The following is a 24,169-nucleotide window of genomic DNA, read 5'->3' on the forward strand; positions in this document are numbered from 1 at the left end:
CACTGAAAAGGACCGCCTGCGGCGATGAATTTTTCCCATTATCTTGATCGGCTACGTGCGGTGTGCGATGCGCATGGCCACGCGCTACACCTCAACCCGGGTGCGGCGGAATCGAGGCTTGAAGCGGTCGAGGCGGAACTTGGTTTTCCCATCACTGCGGACACCAGGCAGGCTTGGCTTCTGGCCAATGGGGCCGAGCGCGATGTGCCGGTATTCATGCGGCCAGGCTATCTGACGGCCTATGATTTTCTGCCGCTGGAAAAGGCGATTGCGGGACGAGCACGGATGGCGGACCGCGCGCCGCGATATGCCGGATATATGGAGCCAGAACCGCGCGATGCGCGCATCAGGGACGGCTGGTTTCACAAGGGCTGGCTCCCCTTCGCCAGCTTTGGCGGCGCAACGATGCTGCTGATGGTCGACCACTCCCCGAGCGAATCCGGCACACCGGGGCAGATCATCGCATTCACCCATGACCCAGATCAGATCACGTGGGTGGCGCCGAGCTTCACCGCGCTACTGACGGGATCAATCGCTGAGGTCGAAGCCGACCCCGAGGAATTTCTGGGGGATTTTTAAGGTTGGGGATCAGACGCCCCCAGCCCATTCCCACGACCGAAGTAAAATCCGCTCCCCATGCGCTTCTCTGACTTCGACCAACGCCTCGCCGCCCTCGGCGCGCTGCCCGTTCACCGCGGGCGGGTCATGCGCGTCTGGCTGCAAGGACAAGCGCTCGACACCGGCACGCGGCGCCGTAGCGCGGAGCATTTTCTGCCCCTCGCGGTTCGCGATGCCGTGCCCGCGTTGACGGCAGAACTGGACGGCCTTGCGCGCATCCGTTCCGAACATGCCGGCAGCGACGGTTCGCGCTTGCTTGTCGAACTGGCCGACGGGCAGATGGTGGAAAGCGTGCTGTTGCCGCGCGACGGATTGTGCGTGTCAACCCAGGTCGGTTGTGCGGTCGGCTGCCGCTTCTGCATGACCGGCAAGAGCGGCTTGATTCGTCAGGTCACCAGCATGGAAATCCTTGCCCAGGTCGTGCTGGCGCGGCGTCAGCGTGCGGTGAAGAAAGTCGTCTTCATGGGCATGGGTGAACCGGCGCACAACCTCGACAACGTGCTCGAAGCCATCGACCTGCTGGGCAACGAAGGCAATATCGGGCACAAGAATCTTGTGTTCTCCACCGTGGGAGACCAGCGCGTGTTCGACGCGCTGCCGCGGCAACGCGTCAAGCCTGCGCTGGCGCTGTCGCTGCACACGACCAAAGCCGAGTTGCGAGAGCACCTGCTGCCGCGCGCGCCCAGGATTTCGCCAGAAGAGCTGATCGAACTTGGCGAGCGATATGCTCGCGACACCGACTATCCGATCCAGTATCAATGGACGCTGCTCAAGGGCGTCAACGACGGCGACGACGAACTCGATGCGGTCGCGGATTTGCTCAAGGGCAAGTACGGCGTGCTCAACGTTATTCCGTTCAATAGTCTTGAAGGCGATACCTACCAGCGCCCCGATGCCGAGCGCACCCGCGAAATCGTCCGCTATCTGCACAGCCGTGGCGTGCTGACCAAAGTCAGGAATAGCGCGGGGCAGGATGTGGACGGCGGCTGTGGCCAGCTGCGCGCGCGTGCCGTAGGCGCCGAGCAAGTGGTCGAGCTGCGCCGCACGCGCACAGCCAGACCGGCCGCCGCCTAGCCTGCGTTGCGGGCGGGCCCGTCACGCCCGAGTCGAGACCTGTCCCCACCTTGCCGCAATCCCGGCCACCGCCTGCCTCATCCGGTCCACGACCTCCCCGAATCTCCCGGCCCCCAACCGCTCCGCCATTGCCGTCACCGTAATCGCCCCGAGCGCTTCCCCTTTAGCCGACATGATCGGCACGGCCACCGCACTGGTCCCTGGCATCAGGCCCACCGGCGCATGCGCCAAGCCCTCGCGGCGCGCCGCATCGACCCGAGCGATCACATCCTCTACCCGCTCGCCCAACACCTCCAACCGCGCCGCATTACTGCGGACCAGCCGCGTGCTTTCGTCTGCGTCCAGGCTGGCCAACAACGCCACTCCGGAGACCCCCACCCCAAGCGGTCGTCGAACGCCCACCTCAATCGATAACACCTGTATCGGATGCCTTCCCGTGCGGCGCCCAATGCAGATCGAGTCATGCCCATGCCGGATGCTTAGAAACACGGTATCCCCGACTTGATCCGCAAGCTCCGCCATATACGGATCGGCCAACGTCAGTAACGGGAACCGCCGCGTTCGCGCCAGCCCGAGCAAGGTGATTTCCTGGCCAATCAAATACCGGCGCGTTTCCGGGTCCTGTTCTACCGCCTCTTCCTGCACCAAGGTCTTGAGCAGCCGATGCACGGTCGGCCGGTTCAGGCCGGACATGCGCTCCAGGTCCACCAAGCGCACGCCCCGTTCCTGCCCGCACGCGATCAACCGCAGTAAAGCCAATGCGCGCCGGACGGTCTGGGCGCCGGTCGCGCTTTTATCCTCGGAGCCGCTCATGCGGCCTCCGGTTTCATGACGGACTTTGCCGTTTGGGCGATGCCGCGCTTGGTGATGATTTCGCCCAGCGATGCATAGTTTGGCCCGCCGATGCGGCAGATCGGGCGCAGTGTTGCGGTGTCGATCTTGCCGTCTTGCATCAGGCCCTCGCGGATGTGGAACATCACCACTTCACCCACAAAGAACTCGGCGCCGGTGTTGCCAAACGGCGTGACGCTGTGCAGCCGGCATTCCAGGCTGATGGGCGCGGCGGCCAGGCGGGGGGTGGCGACCACCACGCCGGGGATGACGGGCAGGCCCAGCAAATCGGCTTCGCTGACTTCGGGCGGATGTTCCTGAGCGCTTTCGTGCAAGGGGTCCAGCAGCGTTTCGTCGGCAATGTTCACGACGAAATGACCGTTGTCCATGATGTTGCGGCCGGTGTCTTTGCGCTGGCCGGCCTTTCTGCCGATGTTCACGCCAATCATGGGCGGCTGGTTGGAGACGAAGGTGTAGCAACTGAAGGGGGCCAGGTTGACGACACCGTGGGCGTTGACGCTGCTGATCCAGGCGATCGGCCGGGGCACGATGATGCCGCTCATCAGGCGGTAGGTCTGCTCGGGGTTCAGGTCACTGGCGGGAAAGTGCATGGTCGTCTCGCTCCGTAGTCCGGATATTGAACATCAGTTTAAGGGCGCGTCCATGCGGACTTCGTGCGCCGAGCGTCATTTTCCCGTGAAGCAGGGGCCGATCGAAAGGAGCGCCTGACCCAGCGTTCCAAAAGAGTCCAATATCCGGACCTTTTTGAAAAATTGCCGTTGTTCAGCGCGGCGCAAATTCCTAGAGTGTCAACAAACAAACAAAACGCGATGACACGCACAGGAGACTCACCATGAACCGCACCGCGCTCCGCGCCTGCGCCACAGTGGCGCTGACCGTACTTACCTCGATGGCGCACGGCGCCTGGCCCGACAAACCCGTGAAGATCGTTGTGCCCTACCCGCCCGGCGGGAATGTGGATGTGGCGGCGCGGCTGATCGCGCCGGGGTTGCAGGCGGCGCTGGGACAGCCGTTCATCGTGGAGAACAAGCCGGGCGCGGGCGGCATGATTGCCGGCGAGCAGGTGGCGCGGTCGGAACCGGATGGCTACACGCTGTTCATGGCGGCCAACGGTCCCCTGCTGTTTTCGCCGCTGATCTTCAAGCGCGACGCCTACAAATGGGACCGGGACTTTGCGCCGATCAGTTCGGTGTCCTATACGCCGCTGGTGTTGCAGGTGCGGCCGGAGCTCAAGGCCAAGAATCTGGAAGAGCTGCTGGCGCTGGCCAAGAAGGAGCCGGGCAAGCTGAACATGGCATCGCCCGGCGCGGGGACGACGAATCACCTGGTGAGCGAACTGCTGCAGTCGCTGACCGGGGCGCGCTGGACGACGGCGCAATACAAGGGCAATGCTCCCGCGACGACGGATCTGCTGGGCGGCCAGGTGGATTTCAATTTCGACCAGATTTCCGTGGCGTTGCCTTACGTCAAGGAAGGCCGGTTGCGCGCGCTGGCCGTGACCACGGCCAAGCGCGTGCCATCGATGCCGGACGTGCCAACGTTTGCGGAAGCCGGCGTGCCGGGCATGGAAGCGGCGACGTTCACTGGATTGCTGGCCCCGAAGGGCACGCCGCCCGAGGTGCTGAACAAGCTGAGCGAGGCGTTGACCAAGATCCTGGCGCAGCCGACGATCATCCAGCGCTTTGACGATCTGGGCGCACAAGCGCGCGGCAGCTCTCCGGAGGAATTCACGCGCTATCTGGCCGCGGAAGATGCGCGCTGGACGCCGATCATCAAGCGCGCCGGCATCACGGCGAACTGAGCGGCCGCCTGAGCCGACAACTGACCCGACAACTGAGCAGCCAGCCCGGCAGCCCACTGAATCCCGGGGCGCGGCAACGCCGGGCTCCTTCCCCGACACTTCGACTGAGACGGAAAACGCCATGAGCAGACGCAGCATCTATGCCGAAGGCTTCAGCCACAAGAACCCCATTCCCGCCGCCTGCCGGATCGGGCCCATGCTGTACTCCGGCAGCATCCAGGGCACGGACCCCGCGACGGGCGCCTACGGCGACTCGCTGGAACGCCAGTGCGAGCTGATGTTCGACCACGTGCGCCGCATCGTGCAGGCGGGCGGCGGCTCGCTGGATCACATCGCCAAGATGACGGTGTGGATGCGCGACCGCAGCCAGCGCGCGGCACTGAACGCGGTGTGGATGCAAGCCTTTCCGGATGCGCAGAATCGTCCGGCGCGTCACACCATGCAGGCGGACCTGGATGGCGACAAGCTCATCGAGTGCGACTTCGTGGCCGTGATCGAATAAAGGAGCCGGACGATGCCGCAATATCAAGCCTTCAATCCCAACCCGACCGCGCCGGCCTATCGCCTGCCGCCCGGATCGTGCGATAGCCAATTCCACGTATTCGGCCCCGCCGACCGCTACCCGGTGCGCCCGGGCGCGGCCTATGAGATGCCTAGTGCGACCATCGAGACGGCGCTGGGCCTGCACCGGCTGCTGGGTATCCAGCGCGGCGTGATCGTGCAAGCCACCACGTACGGTGCCGATCACCAGGTGGTGCTGGACGGCCTGGCCGCGGCGGGCCCGTCGTATCGCGGCTGCGCAAATGCCGTGGTGCTGGCCGAATGCGACGATGCCTATATCCAGAAGCTGCACGACGCCGGTGTGCGCGGCGCGCGGTTCACGCGCCAGGGGCTGGGCATCAGCATGGCGCCCGAGGTCTTCGACCGCGCCATCGCCCGCATCCGCGAGCTGGGCTGGTACGCCAAGTTCCAGCCGGAACCCGACGGGATGATGGCGCAGGCAGCACAGTTCGAGAACCTGGACATCCCTGTGCTGCTGGACCACATGGGCCGGGCGGACCCGGGCGCGGGCGCCGCCGACCCCACGCGACACTTACTGGAGTCGCTGCTCTCGCGCGGCAACTTCTGGGTGATGCTGTCGTTGACGGAGAAGATCTCGCGCACGGGCGAGCCCTGGGACGATGTGATCCCGCTGGCCCAGGCGCTGATCGCCGCGAACCCGGACCGCGTGGTGTGGGGCAGCGACTGGCCGCATCCGGTATCGATGAAAGCCACGCCCAACGAAGGCCGGCTGCTCGATCAGTTGGCGCGCTATGCCGGCGATCAGGCCACGCTCAAGAAGATCCTGGTCGACAACCCCGCGCACCTTTTTGGATTCGACGAATGAAACTGCTCAGTTTTACGCATGATGGCCGGGCGCGCTTTGGCGCGCTGCGCGGCCAGGACGAGATCGTAGCGCTGGACGGCCACGGCCACGACAGCTTGCGGGCCGCGCTGGAAGCCGGCGACCTGCCCGCGCTGGCGCGCCTGGCCGAGTCGCTGCCCGCGACGCACCAGCTGGACCAGGTCCGTCTGCTGCCCCCCATTCCCGCACCCGAGAAGATCATCTGCGTGGGCGTGAACTACGGCAAGCGCAACGAGGAATACCGGGACGGCAGCGCGCCGCCGGCCTATCCCAGCGTATTCCCGCGCTTTCCGGGATCTTTCGTGGGACATGGCGAACCCTTGCTGCGTCCGCCGGAGTCCGAACAGCTGGACTACGAGGGCGAGATCGCCATCGTGATCGGCAAGGCCGGCCGCCGCATTGCTGCGGCCGATGCCTGGAACCACGTGGCTGGCCTGACGTGTTTGAACGAAGGCACGGTGCGAGATTGGCTCAAGCACGGCAAGTTCAACGTGACCCAGGGCAAGAACTTCGACGCCAGCGGTTCGATGGGACCGTGGCTGGTAACCGCGGATGAATTCGATCCGGCCGCCCCGCTCACGGTCAGCACGCGCGTGAACGGCGAACTGCGCCAGCAGGACACGACCGAGAACCTGATGTTCCCGTTCGCCGAACTGATCCGCTACATCTCCATCTGGACCACGCTCAAGCCAGGGGACGTGATCTCGACCGGCACGCCGATTGGCGCGGGCGTGCGCTTCACGCCGCCGCGCTTCCTGAAACCCGGCGACGTCGTCGAAGTGGAAGTCGCCGGCATCGGCGTCCTGTCCAATCCCGTGGCCGATGAACCGGCCGTGTCCGCATAAGGAGCCGACATGCTGAATGAAAAAGACCGCGACCGCGCCGCGAGCCTGCTGCTGGAAGCAGAGCGCAGCGGCGTGCCCACCACGCAACTGGACCAGGTCTTTCCGGACATCGAAATCGCGGATGCCTACGCGATCCAGAAGCGGATCATCGACGAGAAGCTGGCTGCCGGCGCCAAACTGCGCGGCCACAAGATCGGCCTCACTTCCAAGGCGATGCAAAGCACCGTCGGCATCGACGAACCCGATTACGGCCATCTACTGGACACGATGTTCTATCAGGACGGCGAGACGATCCCGACCGACAAGCTCATCGTGCCGCGCGTCGAGGTGGAGCTGGCCTTCGTACTGGGCAAACCGCTGCGCGGGCCGGACGTAAGCCTGTTTGATGTACTGGATGCCACGGATTACGTGGTGCCGGCGCTGGAGCTGATCGACGGACGCAGCAAGTATCCGCGCCGCATCGTCGACAACATTGCCGACAACGCCGCATGCGCCGGCATCGTGTTGGGCGGCCGGCCCGTGCGTCCGATGGACGTGGATCTGCGTTGGGTGGGCGCCCTGCTCTTGAAGAACGGCGTGATCGAGGAATCGGGCGTATCCGCCGCGGTCCTGGGGCATCCGGCGCTGGGGATTGCGTGGCTGGCCAACAAGCTGGCCCTGCACGACACGGGCCTGGCTGCGGGGCAGATCGTGCTGGCGGGATCGTTCACCCGCACGGTCGCGGTCAAGCGGGGCGATACGCTGCATGCCGACTACGGCAAGCTCGGCAGCATTTCGGTGCACTTTTCATAGGACCAGACGTGGAACTTCCCATCAATACGTTCAAGCGCGCGCTGCGCGAGCAGCGTCACCAGACGGGGCTTTGGGTCACGCTTGCCCATCCGAACAGCACCGAGCTGGTGGCGGCCAGCGGCTTCGATTGGCTGCTTCTCGACACTGAGCACACGCCGGCGCTGTTGCCCACCGTCATGGCGCAGCTGCAGGCCGCGGCGGCATATGGCAGCCATCCGGTCGTGCGCCCGTCGTGGAACGACAAGGTGCAGATCAAGCAATACCTGGACATTGGCGCGCAGACGCTCTTGCTGCCGTACGTGCAAAATGCGGCGGAAGCCGAAAGCGCCGTGGCCGGCATGCGTTATGCGCCACGCGGCGTGCGCGGCGTAAGCGGCACCATGCGCGCCACGCGTTACGGACGCGTGCCCGACTACATGCGCCGCTGCGAGGAAGAGCTTTGCCTCCTGGTTCAGGCCGAGACCGGCGAAGCCCTGGAAAATCTTGACGCCATCATTGCGGTGGACGGCGTGGACGGTGTGTTCATCGGGCCAGCCGACCTGGCGGCCAGCCTGGGATATCCCGGCGAGCCGCAGCATCCCAACGTGGTGGCGGCCGTTGAACAATCCATCCGCCGGGTGCGGGCGGCGGGCAAGGCGCCGGGCGTGCTGACCACGGATGAGACGTTGGCACGGCGCTACATGGCTGCGGGAAGCCTGTATACGGCGGTGGGCGTGGACGCGGCGATCCTGGCGCGCCACTGCGATCAACTGGCCGCGCGGTTCGCGGCCACGGCGCCTGAATAGGGTCGTTTCAAATTCGCGGGCCTCTGGCGTGACGCGCGCACGCCAATCGCCTGCCCATCAAGCGCCTGCCCGTCGACCGCCTGCCCATCAATTGCTTCCAATCAATCGCCCGAGCTTCGGCGCAGCCGATCCGTCGACTCCTTGTTCAAGCGCTTCGCTTCGTCTTCCGCGTAGCCTTCCTCGCCTGACTCGTACTGACCTTCGTACATGCAGCTGCTGCGCAGCATTCCGCACTCGCCAACGACCGAGGAACAGCCCGCATTCAACGCCGCGAGAAACAACAAGACACTGCAACGGCCTAACGTTTGAATCGACATATCGCTCCTTGAGAATGGGTCTGTAGCGCCGGGGTCTATAGTGCCGGTGGGTCCGGCGCAGCAATGCCGTTCAGCATGGACGAAGAAACCAGGGTCTGCAACACGTTGCGTATCGAATTGTCTCTGGCCGCGGGCAGGTGACCGCGAGCCGATTCGCCGTCAAAGATGCCGGTGACTGCAGCCCATCACCTGCCCTGTCAGCTCGCCAATCAACCGCGCCAGGCCTTCTGCGCTTTCCCGGTCCAGCCCTTCACAGCGCACCATTCGAAACCCCATGGCCAGGCTGTAGTGCCAGTCCAGCTCAAGAATGCGGTAGCTGCGTCCGGTCTGTTCGCAGTGCCATTGCACGGCCGGGTTCTCGTAGGCTTGGCCGATGAAGTCCACATGCGAGTCGGCCGGCATCGGAGAGGCGGGCTCGTTCGATCCCGGGGGGCTGGGTGCGCATAGATTCTCGCCGACCATGACGCGCGGGTTTTCGCCGTCAAATGCCAGCAGCAGGATCGGGAAGTTCCGGGGATCGGCGTCGTAATCGTCCCTGACCGCGGCGCTGAGGTAGGGCCGGGCCGCCGGGCCCAGACAGTACTGGACGCTATGCCAAGCCGCGTCGGCTTCGTCGAAGCTGTCGCGGCTGGCGCTGTAGGGAATGCTGTCGCCTTGCGCGGGCAGGACGTAACCGCCTTCCAGCAGCCGCGCTTGCAGGGCGGGCCAGTCGGGCGGCGCAAGATGGAAATCGCGGGGGAAGATGAATTGATGGTGTTCAGACATGACCGGTCATCCAGGCGCTGGGAGGGATGGCGCGAAACCGGATGAGGACCGATTCACGCCAAAGCGACGAAGCCGCAGTATTACAGAAACTGCCCGCGCCACGGCGTGTTCGTCATCACTTGACCGCCGCGTTTCCCCCGTCTGCGAACAGCGCGGAGCCGGTGACGAAGCTTGCCATCGGGCTGGCCAGGAACAAGGCGGCCGACGCAATTTCTTCTGGCCGCGCAATCCGCTTCATGGCGTGTAATCCCGCCGCCCATTCCTTTTGCGCAGCGTCTCCGGCCATCGCCGTGTCCACACCGCCCGGCATCAGCGCATTTGCCCGGATGCCTTGGCCGCCGTAGTCCGCGGCGATACCCTTGACCAGCCCCATCAGCCCCGCCTTGGCTGCGCCGTACGCCGCCATGCCGGGCAATCCGACGCTGGTGCCCACGAAGCTGGACGTGAAGATGATGGCGCCACCGCCTCGGGCCAGCATGGCCGGGATCTGATGGGCGCTGCCCAGGAAGGCAGCGGTGAGATTCACGTCGATCGTGGCTTGCCAATCGGCAAAGCTGATGTCGGCCAGCGGGCCGATCGGGCCGGTGGCGCCGGCGTTGTTGAAGGCGATGTCCAGGCCGCCGAAGGCGTCATTCGCCTCGGCAATCAACCGCGCGTGCGTGTCAGGCTGGCTGGCGTCGCCCGCGACGGTACGCACCCGCCCGCCCCGGTCGCGGATGCTGGCGGCCACGGCTTCGAGCGCCGCAGCGCCCCGGGCATTGAGCACGACGTCGGCGCCCTCGGCACTGAATAGCAATGCGGCGGCGCGTCCGATGCCGGACGATGCGCCGGTGATGAGGGCGACTTTTCCTTGCAAGAGGGGCATGTTGTTTGTCCTGAGTGAATAGCGTGCCGCCATTGTCAGAACAGCACGCCGCAGCGGCTATCCGGTTCTTGCGCTCTCTTGTTGGCAGACGGTGCGCGCGCCCTGGAAAAGGCGCACAATAATCGGCGTTGCCCGCCTGAGATCGCACCCCTGCCGGGCCCAACACCGCATGTTGAATTCCCGGCTTTCAACAGGCCGAACGAAAGGAGCGACCTCATGCGCGCTTTCGTACAGAAGCCCAAAGCGGCTTTTCACCCCGCACCGGCCGAACGGCGCGCACGAACCGCAGCGGCGCATCCCCCCGATGCCCGCCTTGCCATGTCACGGTCAGGCGATGCATCGGAGCAGGAGGCGCAGCGGGCGTCCGAACAGGTGATGCGCATCCCGCGGCTCGACCCCGCGCAGGGCTTTTCGCCGATCCCCCTGCACCCGGTCGACGCGCGCAACGCGGCATCGATGACCGACCCGTTGCCGCTTGCCAACGTGCTGGCGGCCGGCGGCCATCCCCTCGACGCCGATACCCGCGCGTTCATGGAGCCGCGTTTCCAAAAAGATTTCAGCCACGTCCGGCTGCATTCGGACTCGCGGGCTGGCGCATCAGCCCGCGCCGTCCAAGCCCGCGCATTCACCGTCGGCCATCACATCGTCCTAGGACCAGGCGAGTACGCGCCCGGCACTGCCGCGGGCCAAGCGCTGTTGGCGCACGAACTCGCGCATGTGGTCCAGCAGTCGTCGATCAGCCCGCAAGGCCCTCGCCTGTTGCAGCGCGAGCCCAGCGGGCCGACGTACGGCAATCTGCCGCGGGACGCGCCCGCGTTCGGGTCGTCGCGCAACGTCATCAAGCTGCAGAACGTGAACGGCACATGGCGGGAGGTCGGCGGAAAATATGGCAGGACCGCGCGCGGTAACTATGACTTCGTCGTCAAAGACGGAGAAATCTACGCGGTCAAGGCCAAAAACACGATGAACCCGCTGGGCCACACCGAAGCGGCGCGCGGCGGCCGTGTCAACTGGGCGGGACAGGTGGAATTCGAGGCGGGCAAGGTCAAATCCTGGAACGACGGATCGGGTCACTACCGGTCGTTGTCCAGCATGCGCCAGCCCGCCGTGCAGGCCGGATTGCCCGACGAAAAGTTCATCCAGCATCCCGAAACCGCCGTGCGGCCTCGCCCCAAATCGTCCTTGCCGCAACTGCCTGTCGAACAGCCCGCCACCAAGCCTCGCGTGCCCGGCGAAGCGCCGAAGGTCGGCTCGGGACCGCCCCGCATGGCGGAATTGGAAGCGCGGTATGGAAAGGCGCCCACCGCGGTGCCCGCCACCGCCGCCAGTACGGTCGTGGCCGAGGAAGCCGGTTCACTTCTGAAGGTTTCGGGCCGTACCGCTTCGGCGCTCGGCAAGATCGGCAGCGCCGCGGGCTGGGTCGCCGACTTCCTGATGCCGGGGCCGCAGGACGCGATCATGCTGATGGTGCAGTTCGCTATGACGTATGCCGAGGCGCAGGAAGCGGCGCGCGCGGAAGGGATGCGCACGGGCTTTGGCCATGGTCTGGCAGCCGGGTTGCTGCGGTTGAGCCGCAGCTGGATACGCGAGAACCTGGCGCCGAAAGTCATCAGCCGCAGCGTCGCGAGCGAGGTGGCAGCCACCACCGGGTATCGAGAGAAAGGGGTGGTGCAAGGGCTGGTGGCGGGCATTTCGTTTGCCGAGCGGCTCAATGCCGATCAACGCAAGGCGATGCTGAAGGAAGGCACGCGCGCCATGCGCGCCAAAGGCGACGATGTGACCCTGCGTGCCCGCTGGGAGCGCGGTTATACCGCTTACGACATCATCGACCTGTCCGTGGCGCTGGCGCCGCGCATCGATGAAATCCTGGAGGAAGCGCGCAAGAACGAGGAGCTGCGCCAGGCTGCCGAGAACTGGGAAAAACTGAAGAAATATGGCCCGCTGATGCCTTTGGCGCCCTTGTTCGAGCAATAGCGGCTGTGGCATATTTGCCGTGCCCTGCCCGCCCGGTTTCCCTTCATGCGCAGCCCACCCGATCCCTTCGCCCCGCCCCGCAAGCAGCGCGCCGCGAAAACCAATTCACTGCTCTGGATCCTGGAGCCCTTGGCGCGCGACGCCGGCTACATGCATCGCAAGATGTTCGGCGCCGACGCGGCCTACCTGGACGGCTTGCTCTATCTGATCGTCGCCGACCGCGACGATCCCTGGAACGGGGTGATGGTCAGCACATCGCAGGACCGCCATGCGGCGCTGCTGGCAGATATTCCCGAGCTGCTGCCGCATCCGGTGCTGGGAAAGTGGCTGTATCTGCCGCAGTCGAGCGAATCCTTCGAATCGACCGCGGCCACGCTGGCGGCGTTGGCGCTGGCGCGGGATCCGCGGATGGGGGTGGCGCCCAAACCCAGGGCGCGGCGCAGCAAGGCGCGCACCATCGGCCAGTAAAGCATCCCCCCCGGCGCCTGCGCCAGGCGCCGCGGGTCAGTCACCCACCCGCACCACCAGCTTCCCGAAGTTCTTTCCTTCAAGCAGACCGATCAGCGCTTCGGGCGCCTGTTCCAGCCCGTCGACAACATCCTCGCGCCAGCGCAGCTTGCCTTCGCGGATCCACTGCCCTGCCACGCACAGGAATTCGTCTTCCTGTTCCTTCGGAAAGTCGAACACGATGAATCCTTGCATCGTGATGCGGCGCGACAGGATCTCGCGCATGGTGGCGGGCAGGCGGTCCGGGCCGCGGCGGTCGGCGGGGCCGTCGTTGTAGTTGGCGATCAGGCCGCACACCGGCACGCGGGCAAAGTCGTTCAGCAGCGGAAGCACGGCGTCCCACACATGGCCGCTGACGTTTTCGAAGTAGACGTCGATGCCGTCGGGGCAGGCCTCGGCCAGCTTCTGCGCAAAGTCGGGCGCGTGGTGGTCCACGACCACGTCAAAGCCCAGTTCCTCTTTGACGAAGGCGCACTTTTCCGGGCCGCCCGCGATGCCCACGACGCGCGCGCCCTTGATCCGCGCGATCTGGCCGACCACCGAGCCAACGGCGCCGCTAGCAGCCGCAACGACCACGGTTTCGCCCGGTTTGGGCTGGCCGATGTTGAGCAGCCCGACGTACGCCGTGAGGCCGGGCATGCCCAACACGCCCAGCGCCGTCGACGGCGGCGCCATCTCCGGATCAAGTCGGCGCAGACCGCTGCCGTCGGACAGCGCGTAGCGTTGCCAGCCGGCAGACGACAGCACGATGTCGCCCTCACGCCAGTCGGGATGGCGGGACGTTTTCACCCGGGCGACCGTGCCACCGACCATGACGTCCCCGATTTGCATGGGCTCAGCATAGGATTTTTCGTCGCTGACGCGCCAGCGCATGTACGGGTCCAGCGACAGGGTCTGGACTTCCAGCAGCACCTGGCCGTCGGCCGGTTCGGGAATGGGCGCGTGCTCGACGCGGAAATCGGTGGCCTTGGGGCGGCCAACCGGCCGGGATGCTAGGACGACGCGCAGATTCTGGGGATGTGTCATGGTGGATGGCTCCTTGAGTTGAGTCGGACATTTCGCGACAAGGGTCATCCTAGGGACGCCGTAGAGTTACAGATAGACTGATAGCTCGTAAACCAGATTTCATGGATTGATAATGTCAACCGACTTCGACCCCGCCCTGCTCCGCACCTTTGTCGCGGTCTGCCGATACGGCAGCCTGAGCCGCGCAGCCGAAATGTCGGGCCGTGCGCAGTCGGCGCTTAGCACGCAGATCCGCCGGCTGGAGGAAATGGTCGGCAAGCGGCTGCTGCATCGCACCGGCCGCGGCATGGCGCCCACCACCGAAGGCGAGTTGCTGCTGAGCTACGCCAACCGGATCCTTGCGCTGGGCGAGGCGGCCGCGGCGCGGCTGCGCGAACGGGCGGTGGCGGGCAGCGTGCGCATCGGGCTGTCCGAGGACGTGGCAGTGGCCGCGTTGCCGGCGGCGCTGGGCCGGCTGCGGCGCGCGTGTCCCAACCTGCATCTGGAGGTCGTCATCGACGACGGCGAGCGGCTGGCCGCGCGCTGGCAGGACGGCACGCTGGACGTGGCCGTGGGCGCCTGCGTGGGATTCACCGAAGAACCCATCGATACGTGGACGGTGGATTTGCACTGGGCCTGCGGGATCGACGAAACCCTGGACCCGGACCAGCCGCTTGACGTGATCGTGTACGCCGAGCCGTGCTCATGGCGCCGGCTGGCGTTCGATGCGCTGACGGCGTCGGGGCGCGATTTCCGGGTGTCGCTGACCAGCCACAACGTGGGCGCCACGATCGCCGCCGTCGAGAACGGCCTGGGCGTGGCCTTGCTGACGACCGAGTGCCTGCGGCCCGACACCATGCGCGTGATTTCCATCGGGGACGAAGGCGCGCTGCCGCTGACCGCGCAATTCGGCTTGTACGCGGCGCACCGTCTGAATGAAAGCGGCCAGGCCGCCGTAACGCTGTTGCGTGAAAGCCTGCGGGGGTGGACTGCACAGGCCATGCCGCGAGAGGCCGTGCTGCTTACCGCCTGAGCCGCCAGACACGCGCCAGATTTGTTACTCCTGGCCGCCGCCTCCCGGTGCCACACTATTCCCGTACCCGCGCCGCTCGCTTGGCGCCTTTGGCACCGAACCCCTCAGGAGGATCCAGTCATGACCACGCCCCCCGAATCCCCCGGCAATGGCGCCCGCCCCGCCATGCTGACGCCCCCGGTCGTTTCCGGCAAAGACTGGGAAGCCGCCCGCCAGCAACTGCTCATCAAGGAAAAGGCCCACACCCGCGCCCGCGACGCGCTCGCTGCGGAGCGCCGCCGCATGCCCTGGACGCCGGTGGACAAGGAATATGTTTTTGAAGGCCCGACGGGCAAGGTGACGCTGCGCGACCTGTTCGACGGCCGCCGGCAGCTCATCGTCTATCGCGCGTTTCACGAGCCGGGGGTGTTCGGCTGGCCGGATCATGCGTGCCGCGGCTGCTCGATGGTGGCGGACCAGGTGGCCCACCTTTCGCACCTGAATGCCCGCGACACGACGCTGGTCTTCGTGTCGCGCGCGCCGCAGGCGGACATCGACCGGCTGAAGGCGCGCATGGGCTGGACGATGCCGTGGTTCACGCTGACCGACAGTTTCGACGCCGATTTCGGCGTGGACGAATGGCACGGCACCAACGTGTTCTTTCGCGACGGCGACCGCATCTATCGCACGTACTTCCTGAACAACCGGGGCGACGAGCAGATGGGCGGCACGTGGAACTACCTGGACATCACGCCGCTGGGGCGACAGGAAACCTGGGAGGATTCTCCGGCCGGCTATCCGCAGACGCCGCCCTACAAATGGTGGAACTGGCACGACAGCTACGCACCGGACGCGCCGCCAGACCAGAAATGGGTCGAGGTGTCCGACGCGGGCGAAAAGGCGTTTCGCAATCACTGCGACCCGAAGTAGCCTGCGTCGCGGCAAGCGGCTGTTTTAAGATACGCGCTGGCAAATTCCGCAGCGCGCCTCATGAACATCGATACTGGTTCCCGCAATCGTCGCCATCGTTTCCGAGTCAGCCTGCATGCCGGGTGAACTGGCTGACTGGAAAAGCGCCTTCCAGCCTTGCCGCATTCCCGCGATTGCCGCACTTGTGCTCCTGGGCATTGCCATCTACTGCTTCAATGCGGCAAAAGACATCCGCCTGCCCTATGACCCCGCCAAGCTGAACACGATCCAGCTTCGTGTCAACAAGGTCGCCAGCTGCGATGCCCAGGCGCGCATACGCGGACGGTTGGAGCGTTACACCGTGCCTTGCGTCTATTCGGGCAACTATCCCTACATGGTGTTCAAGTTCTTCAAGGCGACCTACAACGTCCGGTACACCGAGGGCGAGCACGTCGAATTCTTGGTGCTTGAAGACCAACAGCAGCTTACCGACGGCACGATTGCGCGCCAATACAACATGGCCATTCCCGTGCGGGTCTATGGCGTGCGCAAGAACGGCGAAACGCTGGTCGATGCCAAGCAGATCCATGACGAAAGCCATTCGCGCAAAGTGCAATTCAACATGAACGGTTGGATCGCGTTGGTGCTGGCTGGCTGGGCGGCGGTGATTACCTTCAGGCGGGCCCGAAAGATCCTGAACGAAGCAATGTGGTGACGCTCAGGCGCGCTGGCTGGCCCCATCCAGAACGCGGGTCCAGGCCTGCGTCAAGGTCAGCGCGTCTGCTTCGGTCACGTACTTCGGCGCCCCCCGCGCCATGGCGGCAAACAGCAACGCATCGCAAGCGGCTTGCCACAACGGGTTCAACACCTGTTCGGTCTCGCCATCTTCCTCGACCAGGATGAAGGCGCCGCCGCCATCCACTTGTTCGGCGCGCTTGCGCAGTTGGTCATGGATCAGCAGAAAGCCGGCATGGACCGGCGAACGCGCCTTGTCGTCCCGCCGCGCGGCGGCCAGCGTGCCGCGCCAGTCGTCCTCGCCGTTCGAGGTTGGCTCGCCACCCTGTTGGGACCAACGCATCCAGGCCCGGCTGTACGCCCGCCAGGCGTCTTCAGGCAGGTTGTCCGCCAACGCCTGCGCCTGGCTGCGCGACAACGTCCCGATCAGCTCAACGATCTCCAGCACGCCCTCGCCAGTCGGCCCGAACAGGGCGGAGAGCGGCAATTCTTCCAGCAAAGCGATCGCACTGGCGCGCCAATAGCCGGGTTGGGCGACCAGATCGGACATGTCGCCCTGCTTTTCGACCCGCACGCGCCACAGCCGGCCCGGCCAGCGGCTTCCGATGACGATGGAGTCAAGCGTCTGGTCCACCACGATCCATGGCGGAACGGGCTTGACGAGCGACACGCGGTCCGCGGATCGAATCAGCTTGAAGGCGGGATCGGGAAGATCGAACCAGTACCCGACAGGCATTGCCTGACGCACCGGCGCAAGCCCGCTTTCCGTCACGTCGCCGCCGCAATGCCGGCACACGCGCGCCTCGCGCAGGATGGGCTTGCCGCAGTGCAGGCAATCGACATGCGATGACAGAATCGGCTGGCCGGCCAGCGGCGAACGATTGGCGATGTTTGCCAGAAAAACGGCCGCCACCGGCGGACTGATCAGACAAGCCAACACCGTCCACCCCACCCCATTGCGGCCACGTTTACGCGCCATGAAGCCCACCACGATGGCCAGCGCGATCCAGAGAAAGATGATGAATAGCATGGCGCGATGTTAAACCGAGGGAAAGCGCGATTTCCTTTCCTACGATCAACCCCGTCGCCTGCGCGCGCAAGCCAGAGTAATCTCCAGCCAGGAAATGATTCGAAGTGCACAGTGGTCCCCTACAAAAAGGAAGCGCAAATGCTTGATATCAATTCAAAATTCCGCAGAACCGCTCTGGCGGCCGTCACATTCGGCATGGCCGGGCTGCTCTTTGCGGGCTGCACCACGACAGACTCGCGCGCCACGGCAACCGCCGCTGAAAAGCGTCAGGAGTTGGATACCGCTGCGGCGGCCACGCTGTCCAAGCTGTATGAGTCCGCGCCGCAGTCCAAGCAGTTGGTGGAACGTGCCCGCGGCGTGCTTGTGTTTCCGGCCGTGCTGAGCGCCAGCTTCATCGTGGGCGCCCAGCATGGCTCGGGCGTGCTGCAGATCGGCGGGCAGGACAAGGGCTACTACAGCATCACGGGCGGCTCCATCGGCTTTCAGGCGGGCGCGCAGTCCAAGGCGATGGTGCTGCTTTTCATGACGGACGACGCGCTGGCAAAGTTCCGCGCCAGCAGCGGCTGGACCATCGGCGCGGACGCCACCGTCGCCGTGGCCAACGTTGGCGTGAACGGCAGCATCGATTCCTATACCGCGCAGCAGCCCATCGTGGGGTTCGTGATGAACAACGGCGGCCTGATGGCGGGCGTCTCGGTGGACGGCAGCAAGATTTCGCCGCTGCTGCTGTAGGACAAAACGGCCGGCGCGCACATCGCGCGCCGGCTCAATCTTTACAAGGAGATCACGCGTGATTACCGCAGAGGACAAGAAGCACCTAGCACGCTGCGTCGAGCTGGCCCGGCAGGCGCTCGATGCGGGAGACCAGCCGTTTGGATCGGTGCTGGTGTCGGGCGACGGACGGGTGCTGTTTGAAGACCATAACCATGTCTCCAGCGGCGACCGCACGCGGCATCCGGAATTCGAGATCGCGCGCTGGGCGGCGAACAACGTGCCGCCCGCGGACCGCGCGGCCTGCACGGTGTACACGTCCGGCGAGCATTGCGCCATGTGTTCGGCGGCGCACGGCTGGGTGGGACTCGGCCGGATCGTGTACGCCGTGTCGTCCGCTCAATACGCCGAATGGATGCGCGAATGGGGCGTGCCACCCTCGCCCGTGCGGTCCCTGCCCATTGCCGAGGTGGTCAGCGGGATCGAGGCGGAGGGGCCGGTCCCGGAATTCGTGGAACCCGTGCGATTGCTCCACGAAGAGAACGTGCGGCGGCGAGCCTGATGGGATTGCACGGGCGAGACGGTGAAGCATTCTGTTTTCCGCTTAACGAATGGATACAGCTACGCTAAACACCGCAATTATTTGCGCGCACGGGCGTGATAAGTTGGCGCCCGTGCCGTAATCGGGGTCAGGTTTGTACGGCACATCCCTTTCCTCTCTTGATACAGACCATGCACACTCACGTTGCCCGCGCCTCGGGAATCAAACGCAAATCCGGTAATCTGCTTCTTGCTCTGGGACTGGCTTTCGCAGCCGCCGCTCCCGCCTTCGCGCAAAAGGATCCCGGCGCAGCCATCCTGCCTCCGCGCGCCAATTCGGGCAGCCAGGCGCCGGCGCCGCAGCAGGCCCCCGCTGCGCAACCCCAGGTTCAACAGGCGCCCGCCCGTCAAGCGCCCGCGCAGCAGGCCCCCGCCGGCGGCGCCCTTGCGCCGGTGCAAAAAACACAGATCAACGACCAGGCCGCTTACGAGCGGCTGCTGAACAACAGCGGCGTGACGCTGCAATGGCTGTGGTCCGCCAAGCGCGGCAAGATGAATGCGATCGACGACAACGACGTGGTGCGTCTTGACGGCACGCAGGCCAACCATGAAGGCACCTTGAAGGTCAAAGGCGTGGTGGTCTCCATTGGCCGCGACAGCTTCGTGCTGCGCGGCACGATCCTGATCCTGGACGCGCCCGACAAGGGCCGCCGCTGCGAGCGTACCGGCGACTACGAATTCAAGGCGACCGGCAAGCGCAAGTACTGGCGTCTGCAGCAGATGGAAGCGTGCGGCGGCCTGACCGATTACGTCGACATCTACTACTGATCCACAAGAAGCGACCCGCCGCCCCCATGCCCCCGACCGCGATCAAATGGCTGGCCAGCATTGTCCTGGGTCTGCTGATCGGCAGCGCCAGTTTTGGCGTCACCAATCCGCTGCTGCAAGCCCTGTTCGGCCTGAACCAGCCCGCTGGCGGCACCTACGTGCCGCTGGACGACACCGCGCTGCAGCGGATGCAGATCGCCAGCGCCGTGCTTTACGCGGTGATCGCGGTGATTGCCGCCGTATTGCTGGCGCGCATCGGGAATCTGCGCCGGCTGATCGGCTGGGGGTGCCTCGCGCTGGGCGTGACGCTGCTGCTGACCGTGCCGATTGCGCTGCTGCAGATGGACCCGGCCATGCACACGGGCGGCGGCGCGGACGCGCGGGATGCAAACACCGCGCTGTTCTTCTTCCTGCTCATCTTTGGCCTGCCGTATCTGGGCGGCGGCTTGCTGCTGACGATTGGCGGCGCGGTGCTGATTCGCAAGAATCGGGATAAGCCCGCGTAAGCCGTAACTCTTTCACCCCCTTACCCAGCTTGCGGCGCAGCAGCGTCCGCAATGTCGCGCCGTCCTCATAACCCACCTCTGTGGCAATCGCATCGATGTTCAGGTGGCTGGTTCGCAGCAGATGGACCGCCCGCTCGACGCGCAAGTCCTGGAAGTAAGACAGCGGCGACTTGCCCAGCACCGCCTCGATACGGCGTTGCAACGTGCGGGTACTGGTCGCAAGCGCGTCCGCGGCGTCGGCCACCGAGAACCCCTGCGCCAAGCGTTGGCGGGCCCAACGCTCGAAACGCTCGACCAGCGGGTCGGCGCGCGCGAGGTGATCGGGGATCATGTACGGCGCCTGCGACGGCCGCGCGTCCACGAGCAGATAACGCACGACCACGGCGGCCAGCGCCGGACTGGCCTGGCCCACCAGCCACAGGGCCAGATCCAGATGACCCATCGCCGCACCCGCGGTCGTGAAGCTGCCGGACGGCACCATCATACGTGCGCTGTCCAGTTCAATTTCCGGATACCGCTGGCGAAACAGCGGCGCCAGCCACCATGAGGTCGTAGCCTCGTGTCCATCGAGCAACCCGGACTCGGCCAGCACGAAGGTGCCAATACACGCGGCCGCGATCCTGGCGCCGCCAGCATGGGAATCCCGCAGCACCCCTAGCGCGTCCTTGACGTCCCGGCGTTCCAGCGCCGGCAGCAGTTGCTCCGGCATCTTGGTGGCGATGGCTGGCAGCACGACCCAATCGGGATTGCCCATTGCGCTGACAGGCTTGACCGGAACGCGCATGCCTAGACCCGTGCGCACCTCGCGCCGCACACCGATGATGTCGATGTCAAACCGCGGCCCTTCGCCGGGCTGTTGGAGGTCGGCCAGCTCGTTGGCCGTCGTGAATGCGTCCAGGATGGCCGACAGCCCTGTGTCGAAGCAGCCGTCCAGCGCCAGCACGGAAATCTTCATGGCGGAAACAACTCCAAAAATGTCATTTGCGACCATAGAACGGCGCCCCGTTCCTGTCTACATTGACGCCACGCGCCCATGGCGCGGATCAATGGGAGCCCGCATGGACCAACAAGCACACAGTCTGGACAACCCGATCTGGACGGCCCTCGTCACGGAGCAGGCGCATCTGAGCGCCGGCGAGCACCTTGCCCGCCGCTATCACCCGGATGTCGCGCCGTTTGCCGCGATGGCGTCCGATGACTCACCCGAGGCATGGGCCGCGCTTGCGCAGCTAGTGCCGCCGGGCGAGCAGGTGGCGCTGCTTTCGTTCGACCCGCTCAAGCCCCCCGCCCGGCTACGCGCCCATCCGGTCGGCGAGATCCATCAGATGGTTGCGACGCGGCGCGGGACCTGTGTCGCCGACACCGCCGACATGGTCGCGCTCACCGCGGCCGATGCTGCCGAAATGCAGGCGCTGGCCGCCAAAACCAAGCCTGGCCCGTTCTGCCCGCGCACCCACGAGATGGGCCGCTACATCGGAATTCGATGGCAAGGCCGCCTGGTCGCGATGGCGGGCGAACGGATGCGCCCGGCAGGCCACATCGAAATCAGCGCCGTCTGTGTCGACGAGCAATGGCGCGGCAAGGGACTGGCCCAACAGCTGGTGCAAAACCTGCAAGCGCAGATCTGGCGGCAGGGCCAATCGCCGTTCCTGCACGTGCTTGGCCAGAACGCCGGTGCGATTGCGTTGTATGAGCGCCTGGGGTTTCGGCTGCGGCAGCCATTTCATTTGACGATGGTGGGACGCGCACCGATAGAAGGTGACCAGAATTAGAACGGCGTCTGCGTTAGAACATTGCAGTCTGAAACGTTTAGCCGCCTTTCGTCAAAATGACCCCTTGAAGGACCCCGGTACAATCCCCGCGCTCTCCCCTATTTCTTTCCCGGCTGTCCCATCCCCATGTCCAACCTCATCGTCCACGGCGGCACGCCCTTGCGCGGCCGCGTCATTCCCTCGGCCAACAAGAACGCGGTGCTGCCGATCCTGTGCGCCACGCTGCTGACCGACCAGCCGTTGCGGCTGCACGGGGTGCCGGACATCACCGACGTGCGCAAGATCCTGGATATCTTCCGCACGTTGGGCAGCGACGTGCGGTTGGACGATGCGACGCGCACGCTGGAACTGCATCACAAGAACACCATGTTCGACGCGGCGGCGCACCGGCTGCCGGAGGAGATGCGTTCGTCGATCATGCTGGTGCCGCCGCTTCTGGCCCGCTTTGGCGTGGCGCGGCTGGAAGACAACGTCAAGGGATGCACGCTGGGGGTGCGCGAGATCGATCCGCACGTGGACATCTTCCGCTCGTTCGGCGGCGAGGTGGAGCGCGCCAGCGGATCGCTGCTGGTGCGCGCGGGCGGTCCGCTCAAGCCCACGCATCATTGGCTGGACTACGCGTCGGTGACCACGACCGAGAATTTCGTGTTGTGCGCCGCCGCCGCAGAAGGCGAGTCGTCGCTGACTAATGCGGCGTCCGAGCCGCACGTGCAGGAGTTCTGCCGCTTCATGGCCATGATGGGCGCCGACATCGACGGCATCGGCACGTCGCGGCTGGTGGTGCGCGGCGGCAAGCGCCTGGGCGGTGGGGAGTTCACGTTCGAAGAGGACTTCCACGAAATCACCACGTTCCTCGCGCTGGGCGCGATCACCGGCGGCGACGTGGTCGTGCGCAACCGCACGCCGGGCAACTTCCCGCTGATCGACCGCACGTTCGCCAAGTTCGGCGTGCGGATCGAGCACAAGGACGGCTGGTCGCGCGCGCTGCGCGAGGGTCCGCTGAAGGTGCAGACGCCGTTCACCAGCAACGTGCTGACCAAGGTGGAAGCGGCGCCCTGGCCGTACTTTCCGGTGGACCTGCTGCCGATCTTCATTGCGCTGGGCGTATGCGCCGAAGGCAATGCGATGTTCTGGAACAAGGTCTACGACGGCGCGCTGGGCTGGACGGGCGAACTGTCCAAGTTCGGCGCGCATGTGTTCTCGTCGGACCCGCACCGCGTGGTGACATTCGGCGGCAATCCGCTGACGCCGGGCGTGGTCGAAAGCCCCTACATCATCCGCGTGGCGATCGCGCTGTTCATGGTGGCCAGCAGCATCAAGGGCCGTTCCGAGATCCGCAACGCCACGCCGATCCGCCGGGCGCACCCGCGGTTTGTCGAAAACCTGCGCAGCCTGGGCGTGCAGGTCGAGTGGGCGAACGACGAGTAAACAAACAGCCCGGTCAACTTGCCGGCGGCGCCGCAACTGCCGGCGCCGGCGCGATCGGGGTCAGGCCGAATCGCTTCATCGTTTCCATCATCCGGGCTTTGTCCGGCGGACCGCCGCCATTGATCAGCGCCGCCATCTCGCGGAAATAATCCGCGCTGATTTCAGGCGTGTTCATGACAAGAGCCCGGGCCATGACGCTGTGCGGATTGCTGAACGCGTGGGCCACGCCGGTGGGCGTGGTCATCGAGTCGCCCGGCCCCAAGTCCCGCGTTTGCCCGCCGACCGTAAAGCGCAGCGTCCCCTCCAGCACGTAGATCAGCTCTTCATTGTCGTGACTGTGGGGCGGCGGCACGTTCGAGCCCGGCGGCACCCGCAATTCAAACGCCCCCATGTGATTTCCTTGCCCGCTGGGCTGAAGATAGCGGATCTCCAGTTGGCCTATCCGGATCACTTCGTCTGCATCGAATACGGCGTCTTCGTTCATGGCATACTCCGCGTAAAGTTCCTTTACTCCGCAGTGTACAAATTTTTTACGCGATGTCCAGCAGAAAAAATAGCGCCGCATCCGAACCGCACGCTGGCCTGCCGATGATCGGTTCCTTGCTGCGGCTGCCGCGCGAGCATGTCGTCGCGCGCATGCTGTCCACCGTCAACGCGCAGGGCTTTGACGTGTCATTGACCGAACTCGGCGTCTTCATGTACCCCGGCCCGCACGGCCGCCGGCCGATAGAGTTGGCCCGCCAATGCAATATGTCGCGCCAGGCGATGAACTACGTGCTGGCGGAACTGGAGCGGCGCGGCTATCTGCTGCGACGGCCTGGCCCGGCCTCCAATTCGACCGAGCTGCAGCTTACGGCGCGCGGCCAGGAGATGTATGCGCTGATGCGCACCTGCGTGGCCGACGTCGAACAGGAATGGAAGGAACACCTGGGCGAACAGCGCTTCAACGCGCTGCGGGAGACCTTGCAGGACCTGTCGGCGTGGCTGGGCAAAGTGGATTGATGCCATCGGACGGTGCGCAATGCAGGACCGCGAGTTTTTGATTTAAGCCACGCTGCTGACACGGAACTGAATGTTATTGTCTTGCCTTCCC

The 24,169-nt window shown here is 65.3% G+C and carries 29 protein-coding genes; 20 read left to right on the top strand and 9 right to left on the bottom strand.

All coding sequences use genetic code 11. The features are described 5' to 3' along the window. The first annotated feature begins 24 nt into the window (after window positions 1-24). Complete coding sequence (locus V6V88_RS15530; RefSeq protein WP_062841055.1) at window positions 25-579, top strand: SMI1/KNR4 family protein; 555 nt, start codon at window positions 25-27, stop codon at window positions 577-579. A gap of 57 nt (window positions 580-636) precedes the next feature. Beyond that, window positions 637-1,692: an RNA methyltransferase gene (locus V6V88_RS15535; RefSeq protein ID WP_062841056.1), complete on the top strand. Its 1,056-nt coding sequence runs from the start codon at window positions 637-639 to the stop codon at window positions 1,690-1,692. A gap of 21 nt (window positions 1,693-1,713) precedes the next feature. On the opposite strand, the gene V6V88_RS15540 is transcribed toward V6V88_RS15535, so the two are convergent. Both V6V88_RS15540 and V6V88_RS15545 read right to left on the bottom strand, forming a co-directional pair. After that, complete coding sequence (locus V6V88_RS15540) at window positions 1,714-2,505, bottom strand: IclR family transcriptional regulator (protein ID WP_338615538.1); 792 nt, start codon at window positions 2,503-2,505, stop codon at window positions 1,714-1,716. After that, a complete protein-coding gene (locus V6V88_RS15545; protein WP_056319142.1) occupies window positions 2,502-3,134 on the bottom strand; it encodes a flavin reductase family protein in 633 nt (210 codons plus the stop codon). Before V6V88_RS15545 ends, V6V88_RS15540 begins: the two co-directional genes overlap by 4 nt. Window positions 3,135-3,376: 242 nt before the next feature. On the opposite strand from V6V88_RS15545, the gene V6V88_RS15550 reads away from it, so the two are divergent. The 6 genes from V6V88_RS15550 to V6V88_RS15575 all read left to right on the top strand — a co-directional run bounded on the left by V6V88_RS15550 (window position 3,377) and on the right by V6V88_RS15575 (window position 8,172). Then, entirely contained in the window at window positions 3,377-4,345 is a 969-nt protein-coding gene (locus V6V88_RS15550; protein ID WP_280000633.1) for a tripartite tricarboxylate transporter substrate binding protein, read from the top strand. A gap of 121 nt (window positions 4,346-4,466) precedes the next feature. Beyond that, window positions 4,467-4,847, top strand: coding sequence for a RidA family protein (locus tag V6V88_RS15555; protein ID WP_280000631.1), 381 nt, complete (start codon window positions 4,467-4,469; stop codon window positions 4,845-4,847). 12 nt (window positions 4,848-4,859) lie between these two features. Then, window positions 4,860-5,732, top strand: a complete 873-nt coding sequence (locus tag V6V88_RS15560; RefSeq protein ID WP_223575904.1) for an amidohydrolase family protein — start codon at window positions 4,860-4,862, stop codon at window positions 5,730-5,732. Further along, window positions 5,729-6,595: a fumarylacetoacetate hydrolase family protein gene (locus V6V88_RS15565; protein ID WP_338615544.1), complete on the top strand. Its 867-nt coding sequence runs from the start codon at window positions 5,729-5,731 to the stop codon at window positions 6,593-6,595. The genes V6V88_RS15560 and V6V88_RS15565 overlap by 4 nt, the downstream gene beginning before the upstream one ends. Before the next feature lie 9 nt (window positions 6,596-6,604). Further along, a complete protein-coding gene (gene hpaH / locus V6V88_RS15570; protein WP_062841063.1) occupies window positions 6,605-7,387 on the top strand; it encodes a 2-oxo-hept-4-ene-1,7-dioate hydratase in 783 nt (260 codons plus the stop codon). An 8-nt stretch (window positions 7,388-7,395) separates the two neighbouring features. Then, window positions 7,396-8,172: an aldolase/citrate lyase family protein gene (locus V6V88_RS15575; RefSeq protein ID WP_280000628.1), complete on the top strand. Its 777-nt coding sequence runs from the start codon at window positions 7,396-7,398 to the stop codon at window positions 8,170-8,172. Window positions 8,173-8,273: 101 nt separating this feature from the next. Here V6V88_RS15575 and V6V88_RS15580 read toward each other — a convergent pair whose 3' ends face one another. The 3 genes from V6V88_RS15580 to V6V88_RS15590 form a co-directional block, all read right to left on the bottom strand. Next, complete coding sequence (locus V6V88_RS15580; RefSeq protein WP_056319125.1) at window positions 8,274-8,489, bottom strand: hypothetical protein; 216 nt, start codon at window positions 8,487-8,489, stop codon at window positions 8,274-8,276. 159 nt (window positions 8,490-8,648) lie between these two features. After that, complete coding sequence (locus V6V88_RS15585; protein WP_338615548.1) at window positions 8,649-9,254, bottom strand: hypothetical protein; 606 nt, start codon at window positions 9,252-9,254, stop codon at window positions 8,649-8,651. Between the two features lie 115 nt (window positions 9,255-9,369). Continuing rightward, window positions 9,370-10,119 carry an SDR family oxidoreductase gene (locus tag V6V88_RS15590; protein ID WP_338615550.1) on the bottom strand — a complete coding sequence of 250 codons (750 nt, stop codon included), beginning with the start codon at window positions 10,117-10,119 and terminating at the stop codon, window positions 9,370-9,372. Window positions 10,120-10,335: 216 nt separating this feature from the next. Between V6V88_RS15590 and V6V88_RS15595 the strand changes: the two genes are divergently transcribed. Further along, a complete protein-coding gene (locus V6V88_RS15595) occupies window positions 10,336-12,093 on the top strand; it encodes a DUF4157 domain-containing protein (RefSeq protein WP_338615552.1) in 1,758 nt (585 codons plus the stop codon). Window positions 12,094-12,138: 45 nt separating this feature from the next. After that, the gene (locus V6V88_RS15600) at window positions 12,139-12,561 is read left to right on the top strand and encodes a hypothetical protein (RefSeq protein WP_280000620.1); all 423 of its coding nucleotides are present in this window, start codon (window positions 12,139-12,141) and stop codon (window positions 12,559-12,561) included. 36 nt (window positions 12,562-12,597) lie between these two features. Here the strand turns inward: V6V88_RS15600 and V6V88_RS15605 are convergent, their stop codons facing one another. After that, window positions 12,598-13,626: an NADP-dependent oxidoreductase gene (locus V6V88_RS15605; RefSeq protein WP_280000618.1), complete on the bottom strand. Its 1,029-nt coding sequence runs from the start codon at window positions 13,624-13,626 to the stop codon at window positions 12,598-12,600. A 112-nt stretch (window positions 13,627-13,738) separates the two neighbouring features. Here V6V88_RS15605 and V6V88_RS15610 point away from each other — a divergent pair, with 112 nt between their 5' ends. The 3 genes from V6V88_RS15610 to V6V88_RS15620 all read left to right on the top strand — a co-directional run bounded on the left by V6V88_RS15610 (window position 13,739) and on the right by V6V88_RS15620 (window position 16,241). Beyond that, window positions 13,739-14,638 carry a LysR family transcriptional regulator gene (locus V6V88_RS15610; protein WP_338615556.1) on the top strand — a complete coding sequence of 300 codons (900 nt, stop codon included), beginning with the start codon at window positions 13,739-13,741 and terminating at the stop codon, window positions 14,636-14,638. Window positions 14,639-14,758: 120 nt separating this feature from the next. Further along, window positions 14,759-15,547: a DUF899 domain-containing protein gene (locus V6V88_RS15615; RefSeq protein WP_056319106.1), complete on the top strand. Its 789-nt coding sequence runs from the start codon at window positions 14,759-14,761 to the stop codon at window positions 15,545-15,547. Between the two features lie 115 nt (window positions 15,548-15,662). After that, a complete protein-coding gene (locus tag V6V88_RS15620) occupies window positions 15,663-16,241 on the top strand; it encodes a hypothetical protein (protein WP_338615560.1) in 579 nt (192 codons plus the stop codon). A gap of 3 nt (window positions 16,242-16,244) precedes the next feature. Here the strand turns inward: V6V88_RS15620 and V6V88_RS15625 are convergent, their stop codons facing one another. Further along, complete coding sequence (locus V6V88_RS15625) at window positions 16,245-17,291, bottom strand: hypothetical protein (RefSeq protein ID WP_235512637.1); 1,047 nt, start codon at window positions 17,289-17,291, stop codon at window positions 16,245-16,247. A gap of 138 nt (window positions 17,292-17,429) precedes the next feature. Between V6V88_RS15625 and V6V88_RS15630 the strand changes: the two genes are divergently transcribed. From V6V88_RS15630 to V6V88_RS15645, 4 genes are all read left to right on the top strand, one after another. Further along, the gene (locus tag V6V88_RS15630; RefSeq protein WP_223575915.1) at window positions 17,430-18,023 is read left to right on the top strand and encodes a YSC84-related protein; all 594 of its coding nucleotides are present in this window, start codon (window positions 17,430-17,432) and stop codon (window positions 18,021-18,023) included. A 58-nt stretch (window positions 18,024-18,081) separates the two neighbouring features. Beyond that, window positions 18,082-18,564, top strand: coding sequence for a nucleoside deaminase (locus V6V88_RS15635; protein ID WP_062841078.1), 483 nt, complete (start codon window positions 18,082-18,084; stop codon window positions 18,562-18,564). Window positions 18,565-18,734: 170 nt separating this feature from the next. Next, a complete protein-coding gene (locus V6V88_RS15640) occupies window positions 18,735-19,370 on the top strand; it encodes a hypothetical protein (protein ID WP_338615565.1) in 636 nt (211 codons plus the stop codon). 26 nt (window positions 19,371-19,396) lie between these two features. Next, window positions 19,397-19,876, top strand: a complete 480-nt coding sequence (locus V6V88_RS15645; protein ID WP_056319096.1) for a hypothetical protein — start codon at window positions 19,397-19,399, stop codon at window positions 19,874-19,876. On the opposite strand, the gene V6V88_RS15650 is transcribed toward V6V88_RS15645, so the two are convergent. Continuing rightward, window positions 19,785-20,831 carry a helix-turn-helix domain-containing protein gene (locus V6V88_RS15650; protein ID WP_223575916.1) on the bottom strand — a complete coding sequence of 349 codons (1,047 nt, stop codon included), beginning with the start codon at window positions 20,829-20,831 and terminating at the stop codon, window positions 19,785-19,787. The two genes, V6V88_RS15645 and V6V88_RS15650, sit on opposite strands and share 92 nt — an antisense overlap. A 103-nt stretch (window positions 20,832-20,934) precedes the next feature. Here V6V88_RS15650 and V6V88_RS15655 point away from each other — a divergent pair, with 103 nt between their 5' ends. After that, entirely contained in the window at window positions 20,935-21,648 is a 714-nt protein-coding gene (locus tag V6V88_RS15655) for a GNAT family N-acetyltransferase (RefSeq protein WP_338615568.1), read from the top strand. A gap of 126 nt (window positions 21,649-21,774) precedes the next feature. After that, window positions 21,775-23,076 (top strand): UDP-N-acetylglucosamine 1-carboxyvinyltransferase, encoded by a 1,302-nt coding sequence (locus V6V88_RS15660; protein ID WP_223575917.1) that lies wholly within the window; start codon window positions 21,775-21,777, stop codon window positions 23,074-23,076. A gap of 13 nt (window positions 23,077-23,089) precedes the next feature. Here the strand turns inward: V6V88_RS15660 and V6V88_RS15665 are convergent, their stop codons facing one another. Beyond that, on the bottom strand, window positions 23,090-23,560 hold the full coding sequence (locus V6V88_RS15665) for a cupin domain-containing protein (RefSeq protein WP_062841081.1): 471 nt from the start codon (window positions 23,558-23,560) through the stop codon (window positions 23,090-23,092). A gap of 53 nt (window positions 23,561-23,613) precedes the next feature. Here V6V88_RS15665 and V6V88_RS15670 point away from each other — a divergent pair, with 53 nt between their 5' ends. Continuing rightward, window positions 23,614-24,078: a MarR family transcriptional regulator gene (locus tag V6V88_RS15670; RefSeq protein ID WP_223575918.1), complete on the top strand. Its 465-nt coding sequence runs from the start codon at window positions 23,614-23,616 to the stop codon at window positions 24,076-24,078. The last annotated feature ends 91 nt before the right edge of the window (window positions 24,079-24,169 follow it).

Origin of the sequence: Achromobacter sp. E1 (assembly GCF_037039475.1) — a bacterium.
Taxonomy (GTDB): Bacteria; Pseudomonadota; Gammaproteobacteria; order Burkholderiales; family Burkholderiaceae_B; genus Achromobacter; species Achromobacter mucicolens.